Source organism: Micromonospora psammae (assembly GCF_036902725.1).
In the GTDB taxonomy this organism is placed as follows: Bacteria; Actinomycetota; Actinomycetes; order Mycobacteriales; family Micromonosporaceae; genus Micromonospora.
The window spans coordinates 50,714-63,282 of sequence record NZ_JBAKHM010000011.1 but is presented as its reverse complement, the minus strand read 5'-3'; the positions used below and the strand labels follow the sequence as shown (position 1 = coordinate 63,282).

Sequence of the window (12,569 nt, the reverse complement as noted above, 5' to 3'; positions counted from 1 at the left end):
CCACCGACGGGCGCGGTCAGTCGAAGAAGCGGGCCAGCTGGGTGGGGGTCGGCCCCTCGGCGCCCGGGGCGAGCGGGGTGAGGTCGGCGAAGATCGAGGCGCCGTCGCAGCCGGCGTGCAGCGGATACCAGCGCGGGGTGCCCGGTGGGCGCTGGCCGCAGATGCCCTTGACCGTCTGCACGTCCAGCAGGCGTACGTGGGTCGGGTCGGCGACCGCGTTGACATGCCCCCACCAGGGACTCATCACGTGCAGCACGCCGCCCGGCCGGAGCACCCGGTGGCACTCGTCCACCAGCGGCAGGAAGTCGATCAGGTGCTCCAGGATGTGCACCGCGAAGAGCGCGTCGACCGAGTCGGTCGCCAGCGGCAGCGAACCGGAGAGGTCCGCCACCGCGTCCACCCCGGGCGCCGGGAAGATGTCCAGGCCCAGGTTCGTCGGGTACTGCTTCTGGCCGCCGCAGCCCAGGTCCACCACCACCGGGTCCCGCCCGTCGACGCGCACCCGGTCCCAGACCCCGTACACGCCGGCCAGCCGGCCCACCAGCGCCCGGACCAGCCGCAGCTCGGCCGGCTCGGCCACCTCGCCGGTCAGGTGGGCGACACCCCGGTCGAACCGGACCTCCACGGCGAGGCCCCGCAGCCGCTCGTCGTGCCGGGCCTGGTCGGCCCAGGACTCGGCGAGGAACCCGTCGATCGCCCGCAGCCGGTCGGCCGAGGGCGGTGTCTGCGCCAGCGCGACCATGGCCACCTCCCGCCGGCCGTTACCCGCAGCGCCGCCCGGTATGCCTCACCACCGGCCGGTTCAGCCGGAGATGGTCCGCCGGGCAGTGCGGCCGGCGCCCCGGACCCGCTGGCGCGGCGTCGCGGCCTTCGGTCGCTTCAGGTGGTAGCGGTGCAGCTCGTTGTTGCCGGGCAGGGAGGGGTCCTCGCTCATCGCGACCAGCTCCCAGCCCTGGTCACCGGCCCGGTTGAGGTGGGCCAGCGCGGTGTCGCCGTACGGCGTCACGTCGATCATCGAGCCGTCCGGGCCGTACCAGATGAAGACGACCTCCCAGCCGACGTCGGTGGTGGCCGCCTGGCGGCGCCGGACCAGCAGCGCGTACTCCCACTTGAGCATGAGGTCATTCTCACCCCGCGCGCGCCCGCCGGCACGGATCAATCCTCGGCGATCCGTCCGGCGTCCACCCGCAGCCGCCGGTTGACGCTCACCGCGTCCAGCATCCGCCGGTCGTGGGTGACCAGCAGCAGCGTCCCCGGATAGTGGGCCAGCGCCGACTCCAACTGCTCGATCGCGGGCAGGTCCAGGTGGTTGGTCGGCTCGTCCAGCACCAGCAGGTTCACCCCACGCCCCTGCAACAGGGCCAGCGCGGCCCGGGTCCGCTCGCCGGGGGAGAGGGTCGCCGCCGGCCGCAGCACGTGCGCCGCGCGCAGGCCGAACTTGGCCAGCAGCGTCCGCGCGTCCGCCGGGTTCAGCTCGGGTACGGCGGCGCCGAACGCGTCCAGCAGGGGCTGGTCGCCGAGGAAGAGCCCGCGGGCCTGGTCGACCTCGCCGACCACCACGCCGGGGCCGAGCGCGGCGTGCCCCTCGTCCACCGGCAGCCGGCCCAGCAGCGCGGCGAGCAGGGTCGTCTTGCCGGAGCCGTTCGCCCCGGTGATCGCCACCCGGTCGGCCCAGTCGATCTGGAGGTCCACCGGTCCGAGGGTGAAGGCGCCCCGGCGGACGACCGCCCCGCGCAGCGCGGCCACGACCGCCCCGGCGCGGGGCGCCGCGGCGATCTCCATCCGCAGCTCCCACTCCTTGCGCGGCTCCTCGACCTCGTCCAGCCGCTCGATCAGCCGTGCGGTCTGCTTCGCCTTCGCCGCCTGCTTCTCGGTGGCCTCGCTGCGGAACTTGCGGCCGATCTTGTCGTTGTCGGTGGCCTTGCGCCGGGCGTTCTTCACGCCCTTCTCCATCCAGGCCCGCTGGGTGCGGGCCCGGGCCTCCAGCGCCGCGCGGGTGTCGGCGTACTCCTCGAAGTCGGCGCGGGCGTGCCGGCGGGCCACCTCCCGCTCCTCCAGGTACGCCGCGTAGCCGCCCCCGTAGTGCCGGACCTGCTGCTGGGGCAGGTCCAGCTCCAGCACCCGGGTCACGGTGCGGGTGAGGAACTCCCGGTCGTGGCTGACCAGCACGGTGCCGGCCCGCAGCCCGGTGACGAACCGCTCCAGCCGTTCCAGGCCGGCCAGGTCGAGGTCGTTGGTGGGCTCGTCGAGCAGGAAGATGTCGTACCGGCTGAGCAGCAGCGAGGCCAGCCCGGCCCGGGCCGCCTGGCCGCCGGAGAGGCCGGTCATCGGGTGGTCCAGGTCGACCGTCAGCCCCAGCTCCGCGGCGACCTGCTCGGCGCGTTCCTCCAGGTCCGCGCCGCCCAGGGCGAGCCAGCGCTCCAACGCCTCGGCGTACGCGTCGTCGGCGCCCGGGCCGCCCGCGGTCAGCGCCTCGGCCGTCGCGTCCAGCACCGCCTGCGCCTCGGTGACCCCGGTACGCCGGGCCAGGAAGTCGCGGACCGTCTCGCCCGGCCGGCGCTCCGGCTCCTGCGGCAGGTAGCCCACGGTGGCGCTCGGCGGGTTGAGCGAGACGCTGCCCAGCTCCACCGGCTGGAGCCCGGCGAGGGTCCGCAGCAGCGTCGACTTGCCCGCCCCGTTCACCCCGACCAGCCCGACGACGTCCCCCGGGGCGACCACCAGCTCGAGGTCGGAGAAGAGCAACCGGTCACCGTGCCCGGCTGCGAGGTCCTTGATGATCAACGTGGCGCTCATGAGGAGCCGAGCCTATCCCGCGCGATCCAGGGGAAATCGGTGCCGCGGGAGATCGTTCCACCGCGATCTCCCGCGGATCGGCGGGCGGAGAAGGCGGCGGGGTGGACGCGAGGGAGACTCACTGGCGTGGTGACCACTTTGGCGATCGACTGCGGGGGCGGCGGGATCAAGGGCTCGGTGCTGGACGCCGCCGGCACCATGCGGGCCCGGCCGTTGCGGGTGCCCACCCCGTACCCGCTGTCGCCCGGGCTCTTCGTGAAGACGCTGCTGGAGCTGGGCGGCCGGCTGCCAACGGCGGACCGGGTGACCGTCGGCATGCCCGGGATGATCCGGCACGGTGTGGTGGTGGCGACCCCGCACTACGTGACCCGGTCCGGCCCGCGCAGCCGGGTCGACCCGGACCTGCTGGCCGAGTGGTCCGGCTACGACGCGCGTACCGCGCTCGCCGAGGCCTTCGGAATGCCGGCGCTGGTGCTCAACGACGCCGAGGTGCACGGCGCCGGAGTGGTCGCCGGCACCGGCTGTGAACTGGTGCTGACCCTCGGCACCGGGCTGGGCAGCGCGCTCTTCGACGGTGGGGTGCTCGCCCCGCACCTGGAGCTGTCGCACGCCCCGGTGCGCTGGGGCACCACCTACGACACGTACGTGGGGGAGCCGGAGCGGCGGCGACTCGGCGACGCGTTCTGGTCCCGGCGGATCCGACAGGTGGTCGACGGGCTCCGGCCGGTGTTCCGGTGGGACCGGCTCTACCTGGGCGGGGGCAACTCGCGGCTGATCCGCCCGGAACAACTGGCCCGGATGGGCGACGACGTCGTGGTCGTCCCGAACACCGCCGGGATCATCGGCGGGGTCCGGGCCTGGGAGCTGGTCGCGGACCGGCACGGCGCCACCCCCTGAGGCGATTCCCGTCGCAGGAACACTCGCGGCGCGGCTGATGTTGTGCCAGCGTCGGAGCAGAGGCGGCTCGACACGAGGAGGTGGGTCGGATGGATCTTCTGGCGGAGTACCGGCGGGCGACCATGTACTTCGAAGCGGGTGACCCGACCGGAGCGGCGCGGCTGCTCGAACCGATCGTCGAGGCCGAGCCCGGCAACTCCTCGGTACGGCAGCTGCTGGCCCGGGCGTACTTCCAGTCGGCCCAGCTCAACCGGGCCGAGGAGCAGCTGCGCGAGCTGGTCGACCGGGACCCCAGCGACCACTACGCCCACCACGTGCTGGGCCGGACGCTGGAGCGGCTGAACCGGCACGCCGACGCGCTGCGGCACCTGCGGATCGCCGCGGCCATGAACTCGACCAACGACGACTACACGACCGCGCTGCGCCGGGTGGAGACCCGGGTCGGCCTCGGTCGCTGACGCTGACCCTCGGGGCGGCCCGTCCGGGCCGCCCCGACGCGTCTCCGGGAGGCGGGGTCGCCCCACCTACCATTGCGGGATGGGACCTGAGCTGGTGGTGGACCGGGCATGAAGCTGAAGCTGGACCTGCACGACATCTTCAACAAGGGCCAGGACATCGACCGGGCGCTGCGCGGGATCATGGACGAGGCGGTGGCGAAGAAGGCCACCCTGGTGGAGATCATCCCCGGCAAGGGCTCCGGCCAGCTCAAGAAGCGGGTGCTGCGCTTCCTCGACCAGAAGGACGTCAAGCAGCTCTACCACCGGGTCGAGAAGGACTCGAAGAACTTCGGCCGGCTCTTCGTCCACTTCCGGTGGAAGTAGGAGCCCCGTCTGGGCCGGCGGGACTTCCGGGTGGCGATCGGTCAGACGCGGCGCGGTGCCGCGCCCGTTCCGGCAGACTGCGCTGAGGACGTCACGATTCGAGGATCGAGGAGTCACGAGTGCGCCTGACCAAGTACGGCCATTCCTGCGTACGCGTCGAGCACGACGGGGGAGTGCTGGTCATCGACCCGGGCACGGTCAGCGAGCCGGAGGCGCTGGACGGCGTCGACGCCGTGCTGATCACCCACGAGCACCCCGACCACGTGCACGTCGAGGCCCTGGCGGCCCAGCACGAACGGCGCCCGTTCACCGTGCACGGGCCGGCGTCGCTGGCCGCCATGCTGGACGGAGTGGCCGACCTGCTCGCGCCGGTGGAGCCGGGCGCGGAGTTCACCGCCGCTGGCGTCCCGGTCCGCGCCTACGGCGGGCGGCACGCGGTGATCCACCCCGACATCCCCGTGGTGGACAACCTGGCGTACCTGATCGACGACCGGGTCTACCACCCCGGCGACTCGCTCGTCGTGCCGGAGGACACCCAGATCGACACCCTCTTCGTGCCCATCCACGCCCCGTGGACGAAGTTCTCCGAGTCGCTGGACTTCCTCCGGGCGGTCGCCCCGCGCCGGGCGTACGCGCTGCACGACGGGTACCTCAACGACACCGGGCTGGGCGTGCTGAACGGCAACTTCAGCCGGCTCTTCGAGGGGGAGTACCGCCGGCTCGAACCGGGCACCCGGGTCGACGCCTGAGCTGCTACACCCACTCCCGGCGCACCGGCGGCTCGCCCGGCCCCTCGGGCGGGGGCTCCGTGTCCTTCGTCTCGACCAGCTCCTCCGGCGCGAACCGCTTCGGCAGCTTGCCGAACCTGGCGCGCCGCCGCGCCTCGGACTCGTCGTCCGTCGGCCGGTCGGTGGGCTCGCGATCCTCAGTCATGGCGACCTCCCTGCTCCCGCCCCATTGTCCCCGCTGGGGCCGCCTCCGCCGACGTGAACAGCGACCCCGCATCCGCCCGGAAGGAGCAGCGCGACTCCTTCCGGGCGGGGGTGCGGGTCAGAGGGGATAGGTGCGGGCCACCGCCAGCATCTCCGAGCTGTGCGAGCCGACCACCCCGACGTCCGACGGTCGGGGGCGGAAACCGGGCAGCGCCTCGAGACCGTCGCTGGCGTCCATCGCCCGCAGCCGCACCTGCCCACCGCGCGGTTGCACAGTCAGGGTGACCTCGATCCCCTCCGCCGGTGGGGCGTGGAACACCAGGCCCCACCAGCGGCCGTCCAGGTGCCGCTTCTCGATCTCGACCGGCCTGCCGGCCGCCGTCGCCGCGGTGACACCCGCGCTGCCGAGACCGGCGGTCTCGACGTGCAGCGAGGCCAGCCGGACCGACCGCTGCGGAACCAGGCGCAGCCGCAGGGTGCGTTCGCCGCCGGCCGCGCCGGTGTCGGAGAGAACCTCCAACTTCGGGGCGGGCAGGTTCGCCGCCGGCGCCGGACCGGCCCGCAACTCCCCGTCACCCAGCCCGGGGAAATCGTCGGCGACGGAGACCATGCCGTCGACGTACCCGTCGGTCCAGGGCTGCGGGTCCTCCTCGTGGCTGAGCCACCGGGCCTGGCCGGTGCCGGCGTCCAGGGCGTACATCAGGTGGGTGGGCGCCGGGTGGGCGGCGTCGAAGCGGTCGACGGCCAGGCCGACCCCGGCGAACACCGCCGCCGCGACCGCGGCGGCGACGGCCGGCAGCGCGCCGAGCCGGCGGGCGCGGAGCGCGACCAGGCCGCGCTGCCCGCCCGCCTGCGGGTGCAGCAGGTCGACCACCGGCAGCGCGGCCAGCCCGAGCAGCACCGCGAAGAGCGCCGCGACGCCGCCCATCGCCATGCCGAGCGCCGGGAAGAGCAGCACCACCGTCGGCAGCAGGATCACCACGGCCACCGCGCCGGCCAGGGTCACCGCCACCACCGGCACCGGGCCGTCGACCCGGCTCGCCAGCGCGACCAGCCCGGCCAGCGCGCCGGCCAGGGCCGGCAGGGTAGCCAGGTACGCCCCGCCGGGCACCGCCACGGCCAGCAGCACCCCGAGTACGGCCAGCCAGGCCAGCCCGCCGATCGCCAGCGCGGCCGGGCCGGCCCACCGGCGGGCCAGCGCGTACCAGGTGAAGAGGATCGCGGCGGCGGACGCCACCACGGCGAGCCGGTACCAGGTCGGCCGATACGGGTCGAGCAGCTCGGCGTAGCCGGGGCGGACCGCGGTGATCCCCGCCCACAGCAGCTGGGCGGCGAGCGGGGCGGCGACCAGCGGCACCAGCCCCAGGCCGAAGCCGGCGGCCAGCCGCCACCCGGTGGTCCGGCCGCGGCGTACGGCGAGCCAGCCGAGCGCCGCCACCGCGACCAGCGCCAGCAGCGCCAGCGGCAGGGTCAGCCAGCCGGGGTAGCGGACCAGCCCGCCGGGCGCCGGGAAGTAGGTGGCGTCGTGGCCGGAGCGCAGCGCCTTCAGGTCGGTGCGGCCGAACTCCCGGGCCAGCCCGAGCGCGTTGTCGCCGTGCTGCTGGAGGCTGCCCCGGTCCATCGCGGCCGGCGTGTCCAGCGGGGTGTGGTAGATCGCCCCGCCGTCGATGTACGCCGAGTTCAGCCCGGCGAAGTCCTCGTCGAGGAAGGCGGTGAAGTCGGTGTCGTTGGGCAGCGCCCGGTAGATCTCCACCGCGAACGAGGTGCCCACCGGGTGCGGGGCGGCGCGGCCGAAGACGTCCACCAGCTCGGCGTTGTTCCGGGACGTCTCGAACATGATGACCGGTCCGGTGGCGCCGCGCGCCTCCAGGTTGAGCACGACCCCGCCGTCGGCGGCGAGCGGGTGGCTCGACGCGAACGCCGACGCGCCGCAGAGGCAGGCCTCCTCGGCGTCGGTCAGCACCAGGACGATGTCGTTGCGCGGCCGGGGACCGGCGGTCAGCGCACGGGCCACCTCCAGGATGGTGGAGGTGCCGGCCGCGTCGTCGTTGCCGCCCGGCCCGGTCTGCACGGAGTCGTAGTGCGCGACCAGGAAGACCCGGCCGGTGGGGTCGCTGCCCGGGATCCGGGCCACCACGTTGCGTACCCGCGCCAGGGTCGCCCCGGCGGCGGCCCCGCTGAGCTGCCCGGCCTCGGGGGCGACGGTGTCCTGCACCTCGGTCTCCAGGCCCAGCCCGCGCAGCGCGCCCACCAGGTGTTCGCGTACCTGGTCGTTGGCGGCGCTGCCGGCGACGTGCGGCCGGGCCGCGATTGTCTGCACCGTCCGGTACGCCCGGCCGGCGCTGAACTCGTCGGTGGGAGCGTCCGCCGGGCGGGGTGCCGGGGTGGCCAGGGTGACCAGCATGACAGCGCCGACCGCGACGAGGGCGGCGAGCGCGGCCACGGCGGCGGGGAGCCGGCGACGGGGCCGGGCGAGCGCCCGGTCGGCGGCGGCGGGGGGCCGGGCGAGCGCCCGGTCGGCGGTGGGGACGGGGGGTGCGCCCACGGCGAAACTCCTCGGGTGGTGCGGGGGTGGGCACCATCCTGCCCGCCCCGACGTGACCCGGGTCATCTCGGGACCGAACCGTAACGCGCGCCCCCGCCCGACCGCTCACCGTGTGACGGGCTTGCCCAGGTACGCCCGTGCCGGCGGGGTCGTGTTGTGTGGGACCGTTGTCTAATACAGGATCAGCAGGGCACTCGGAAGGAGTCCCGACATCACCAGCGAACTCCCGCGTCTCGCGGCGGTGACCCGGCCGCACCGGGGGAGCGGCATGGCCGGTCCCTCCGTGGCGCCGTACCCGCAGGGCGGCCTCGGGCGCAACACCAACCTGCCGCCCGGTGAACGGCTGCGGGTCCTGCTGGTCGAGGACGACGAGGGCGATGCCTTCCTGGTCGGCGAACTGCTCGCCGAGACCAACTCGATGATCGACCTGCTGGTCGCCACCAGCCTGAGCGAGGCGCGGCAACGGGTGGCCGGCGTCGACTGCGTCCTGCTCGACCTGGGGCTGCCCGACGCGCAGGGCCTGGACGGGCTGCGCAAGGTGCTGGAGATGAGCAGCGGGGCCGCCGTCTGCGTGCTGACCGGGCGCTCCGACGAGCACCTCGGCATCGTCGCGGTCGCCGAGGGCGCCCAGGACTACCTGGTCAAGGGCCAGGTCGACGGGGTGCTGCTGACCCGGGCGCTGCGCTACGCCGTGGAGCGCAAGCGGGCCGACGAGAACGCCCGCCGGCTGCGCGAGGTGGAGCTGCGGCAGGCCGAGTCCGCCCGGCTGGAGCGCGGCCTGCTGCCCCAGCCGCTGATGAACACCGACCAGGTGGCGGTGCACACCTTCTACCGGCCCGGCCGACACGCCGCGCTGATCGGCGGGGACTTCTTCGACGTCGTGCAGACCCGGCCCGACCGGGTCGACCTGATCGTCGGCGACGTCTGCGGTCACGGCGTGGACGAGGCCGCGCTCGGGGTGGAGCTGCGGGTCGCCTGGCGGGCGCTGATCCTGGCCGGCGTGCCGGACGACGAGGTGCTGCCGGCGCTGGAGCAGGTGCTGATGAGTGAGCGCCGGCTCCAGGAGATCTTCGCCACCGTGGCCACCGCCTCGCTGGACCTGCACGACAACCGGGCCACCGTACGGTTGGCCGGGCACCCGCCGCCGCTGCTGCTCTCCGGGGGCCGGGTCGCCCCGGTCCCGGCGCCCGGTGGCCTGTTGCTCGGCGTACGACCCCGCCGGCCCGTAGCGTTCGACCTGGAGTTCGAGACCGATGACTGGTCCCTGTTGATGTACACCGACGGTCTGATCGAGGGACGGGTGGACGACGGTGACGACCGGCTGGACGTGCCGGGGTTGACCGGTCTGCTGGAGGAGCCGGCCAACCTCGCGGTGCCGCTGTCCGAGCTGCCGGCCTGGCTGGTCGGCCGGGCCGAGCAGATCAACGGCGGCCCGCTCGCCGACGACGTCGCCATGCTGCTGGTCACCCGCGGCGGTGGCCGGTGAAGTCGTACCGGCCCGACTGGACGCTGCGCCGGCGGGTCCTCGCGCTGCTCGCCGTGGTCGGCACCCTGCTGCTCGGGCTCGCCGCCGCCGAGGCGGCCGTGGCGACGCAGAACCGGCAGGACACCGACGCGGTGGTGAGCAGGACCGGCCCGCTGCGGGTGCAGGGGCAGGAGCTGCTCAACGCGCTGCTCAACCAGGAGACCGCCGTCCGCGGGTACGTGGTCAGCGGCGACGCGGCCGATCTGGTCCCGTACCAGAACGGGCTCCAGCAGGAGCGCGCCACGGTCGCGGAGATCGAGCGGCTGGACCGGGACCACCCCGGGATCGTTGCCGACCTGCGGGAGGCGCAGCGGCAGGCGGACGAGTGGCGGCGGTCGGTCGCCGAGCCGGTGATCAGCACCACCCAGCGCAGCGGCACCGAGGCCGGCCAGGCCCTCGTCACCGACCAGGCCCGGCAGCAGTTCGACCAGGTCCGGGCCGCGGTCGCCGAGCTCCAGGCGGAGATCCTGCGGGAACGCGAGCGGAGCGTCCGGGACATCCGGGGCACCAGCAGCCTGCTGGTGTTCCTGCTGATCGTCGCGGCGGTCGTGGTGGTGGTGGCGGGGACCGTGCTGGTGCTCTCGCTGGACCGGATGGTGATCCGGCCGTTGAGCGGGCTGGCGGCGCAGGTGCGGGAGGTCGCCGAGGGCGACTACCAGCACCACATCTCCGGCTCCGGCCCGCCGGAGTTCGTCCGGCTCGCCGACGACGTCGACGTGATGCGCCAGAAGATCGCCAAGGATCTGGCGGAGGTGCGTGCGGCGCGCGAGAACATCGAGTGGGTCAACAGCCAGTTGCAGAAGCAGGCGGAGGAGCTGACCCGCTCGAACCGTGACCTGGAGCAGTTCGCGTACGTGGCCTCGCACGACCTCCAGGAGCCGCTGCGCAAGGTGGCGAGCTTCTGCCAGCTGCTCCAGCGCCGCTACGCCGGGCAGCTCGACGAGCGGGCCGACCAGTACATCGCCTTCGCGGTCGACGGCGCGCAGCGGATGCAGCGCCTGATCAACGACCTGCTGGCCTTCTCCCGGATCGGCCGGCTCACCACCGGCTTCACCGAGGTCGACCTCGACCGGGTGATGGGCGACGTCGCCGCGCAGACCGAGCTGAGCCGGCAGCACGCCGAGGCGGAGCTGACCTGGGACGACCTGCCGGTGATCCGCGGCGAGGAGCCGCTGCTGACAAACCTGCTGGCCAACCTGGTCAGCAACTCGATCAAGTTCCGCCGGCCCGACGTCCCGCCGAAGGTGCACGTCTCGGCCCGGCTGGTCGGCGACGAGTGGGAGATCGTCTGCCGGGACAACGGCATCGGCATCGAGCCGGAGTTCGCCGACAAGATCTTCGTGATCTTCCAGCGGCTGCACGCCAAGGACGCGTACCCCGGCACCGGCATCGGCCTGGCGATCGTCAAGAAGATCGTGGAGTACCACGATGGCCGGGTCTGGGTGGATACCCACGTCGACGAGGGCACGGCGATCCACTTCACCCTTCCGGCGCTGCCGGAGGACGTGGCGGCGGCCCAGGCCGCCCAGCAGGCGGCGGACGAGAGCGCCGAGGGCGCCGGGGAGGCCACCGGTGACGGGGCCACCGGCGGCGAGTCGACCCGGAGCGGCGACGCGAGCGCGACCGTCGAGGGCGGGTCCGCGCCGGTCGGCCGGCAACCGGACGGCGCGGCGGACGGCGACGGGCCCGGCGAGGCACCGGGACGCGATACAACGGGTGGCATGAGGGAGACGGTGGGATGACCGCGCCGGCGGACGGCAAGAGCCCGATCGAGGTCCTGCTGGTCGAGGACGACCCGGGCGACGTGTTGATGACCCAGGAGGCGTTCGAGGAGCACAAGCTCCGCAACCGCCTCAACGTCGTCTCCGACGGCGCCGAGGCGCTGGCCTACCTGCGCCGCGAGGGCCGGTACGCGGACGCGGTGACGCCGGACCTGATTCTGCTCGACCTCAACCTGCCCCGACGGGACGGTCGGGAGGTGCTGGAGGAGATCAAGGAGGACGAGCAGCTCCGCCGCATCCCGGTGGTGGTGCTCACCACCTCCCAGGCCGACGAGGACATCCTGCGCAGCTACCAGCTGCACGCCAACGCCTACGTGACCAAGCCGGTGGACTTCGACCGCTTCATCTCGGTGGTCCGCCAGATCGACGAGTTCTTCGTCAGCGTGGTCAAGCTCCCGCCGCGTGGCTGACCGGCTGCGGGACGACGTCGGGGAGCTGCTGCGGGAGACCGCGGCGGAGATCGTGCTGCCGCTGTTCCGGCGGCTCGACGAAGCGGACGTCGCCGAGAAGGCCCCCGGCGACCTGGTCACCGTCGCCGACCGGAGGGCCGAGGAGAAGATAGCTGCGGCGCTGCGCCGGCTCCTGCCGGGCTCGGTGGTGGTCGGCGAGGAGGCCGTCGCCGACGATCCCACCCTGCTGCGCCACCTGCGCGGCGGCGGTGACGTCTGGCTGGTCGACCCGGTCGACGGCACCGGCAACTTCGCCGCCGGCCGGCAGCCGTTCGCGCTGATGGTCGCGCTGCTGACCGACGGTGAGCTGACCGGCGCCTGGGTGCTCGACCCGCTGGCCGACATCCTCGCCGACGCCCGGGTCGGCGAGGGCACCCGGCTGGACGGCCGGCCGGTGCACGCCGCCGACCGGCCGGCGGTCCTGGGCGCGCTGCGCGGCACCGCGATGACCCGCTTCCTCCCGCCGGGCACCCGGGAGCGGGTCGAGGCCGGTGGGGCCCGGATCGGTGAGCTGCTGCCCGGCCAGCACTGCGCCGGTCGGGAGTACCTCGACGCGCTCACCGGCGACCAGAGCTTCGTGCTCTTCTGGCGGACCCTGCCCTGGGACCACGCCCCGGGTGTGCTGCTGGTGCGCGAGGCGGGCGGGGTGGCCCGCCGCTTCGACGGCACCGAGTACCACCCGGCCGACGACGGCCGGGGCCTGCTGGTCGTCGCCGACGAGCACCTCTGGACCGACGTGCGCGACGCCCTCCTGGACGCCTGAACCGCCGTCCGTCCGCCGTCCGCCGTCCGGCCCGCAGTCCGCCGCTTGCGGCGTGTCGGGGTG

General features: G+C 74.1%; 13 protein-coding genes. 8 read left to right on the top strand and 5 right to left on the bottom strand.

What is annotated here, in order from left to right; translation table 11 throughout:
- Positions 1–16: 16 nt before the first annotated feature.
- The 3 genes from V6U79_RS15420 to V6U79_RS15410 are packed head-to-tail and all read right to left on the bottom strand — an operon-like array spanning position 17 to position 2,793.
- Positions 17–742 carry a methyltransferase domain-containing protein gene (locus V6U79_RS15420; RefSeq protein ID WP_334533108.1) on the bottom strand — a complete coding sequence of 242 codons (726 nt, stop codon included), beginning with the start codon at positions 740–742 and terminating at the stop codon, positions 17–19.
- A 60-nt stretch (positions 743–802) separates the two neighbouring features.
- Entirely contained in the window at positions 803–1,117 is a 315-nt protein-coding gene (locus V6U79_RS15415) for a hypothetical protein (RefSeq protein WP_334533111.1), read from the bottom strand.
- 38 nt (positions 1,118–1,155) lie between these two features.
- A complete protein-coding gene (locus tag V6U79_RS15410; RefSeq protein ID WP_334533114.1) occupies positions 1,156–2,793 on the bottom strand; it encodes an ABC-F family ATP-binding cassette domain-containing protein in 1,638 nt (545 codons plus the stop codon).
- 126 nt (positions 2,794–2,919) lie between these two features.
- Between V6U79_RS15410 and V6U79_RS15405 the strand changes: the two genes are divergently transcribed.
- From V6U79_RS15405 to V6U79_RS15390, 4 genes are all read left to right on the top strand, one after another.
- Positions 2,920–3,690, top strand: a complete 771-nt coding sequence (locus V6U79_RS15405; protein ID WP_334533117.1) for an ROK family protein — start codon at positions 2,920–2,922, stop codon at positions 3,688–3,690.
- A gap of 89 nt (positions 3,691–3,779) precedes the next feature.
- A complete protein-coding gene (locus V6U79_RS15400; RefSeq protein ID WP_334533120.1) occupies positions 3,780–4,148 on the top strand; it encodes a tetratricopeptide repeat protein in 369 nt (122 codons plus the stop codon).
- Positions 4,149–4,256: 108 nt separating this feature from the next.
- Complete coding sequence (locus V6U79_RS15395) at positions 4,257–4,511, top strand: Smr/MutS family protein (RefSeq protein WP_088987488.1); 255 nt, start codon at positions 4,257–4,259, stop codon at positions 4,509–4,511.
- Positions 4,512–4,630: 119 nt separating this feature from the next.
- Positions 4,631–5,260, top strand: a complete 630-nt coding sequence (locus V6U79_RS15390) for an MBL fold metallo-hydrolase (RefSeq protein WP_334615032.1) — start codon at positions 4,631–4,633, stop codon at positions 5,258–5,260.
- A gap of 4 nt (positions 5,261–5,264) precedes the next feature.
- Here the strand turns inward: V6U79_RS15390 and V6U79_RS15385 are convergent, their stop codons facing one another.
- Both V6U79_RS15385 and V6U79_RS15380 read right to left on the bottom strand, forming a co-directional pair.
- Positions 5,265–5,444 (bottom strand): hypothetical protein, encoded by a 180-nt coding sequence (locus V6U79_RS15385; protein WP_334615031.1) that lies wholly within the window; start codon positions 5,442–5,444, stop codon positions 5,265–5,267.
- 117 nt (positions 5,445–5,561) lie between these two features.
- Complete coding sequence (locus tag V6U79_RS15380) at positions 5,562–7,988, bottom strand: M28 family peptidase (RefSeq protein ID WP_442933784.1); 2,427 nt, start codon at positions 7,986–7,988, stop codon at positions 5,562–5,564.
- Between the two features lie 268 nt (positions 7,989–8,256).
- On the opposite strand from V6U79_RS15380, the gene V6U79_RS15375 reads away from it, so the two are divergent.
- The 4 genes from V6U79_RS15375 to V6U79_RS15360 are packed head-to-tail and all read left to right on the top strand — an operon-like array spanning position 8,257 to position 12,506.
- Positions 8,257–9,474: a PP2C family protein-serine/threonine phosphatase gene (locus tag V6U79_RS15375; protein WP_334533129.1), complete on the top strand. Its 1,218-nt coding sequence runs from the start codon at positions 8,257–8,259 to the stop codon at positions 9,472–9,474.
- A complete protein-coding gene (locus V6U79_RS15370; protein ID WP_334615030.1) occupies positions 9,471–11,255 on the top strand; it encodes a sensor histidine kinase in 1,785 nt (594 codons plus the stop codon). Before V6U79_RS15375 ends, V6U79_RS15370 begins: the two co-directional genes overlap by 4 nt.
- Entirely contained in the window at positions 11,252–11,704 is a 453-nt protein-coding gene (locus V6U79_RS15365; protein WP_334533133.1) for a response regulator, read from the top strand. Before V6U79_RS15370 ends, V6U79_RS15365 begins: the two co-directional genes overlap by 4 nt.
- Positions 11,697–12,506 carry an inositol monophosphatase family protein gene (locus V6U79_RS15360; RefSeq protein ID WP_334615029.1) on the top strand — a complete coding sequence of 270 codons (810 nt, stop codon included), beginning with the start codon at positions 11,697–11,699 and terminating at the stop codon, positions 12,504–12,506. The genes V6U79_RS15365 and V6U79_RS15360 overlap by 8 nt, the downstream gene beginning before the upstream one ends.
- Positions 12,507–12,569: the final 63 nt, after the last annotated feature.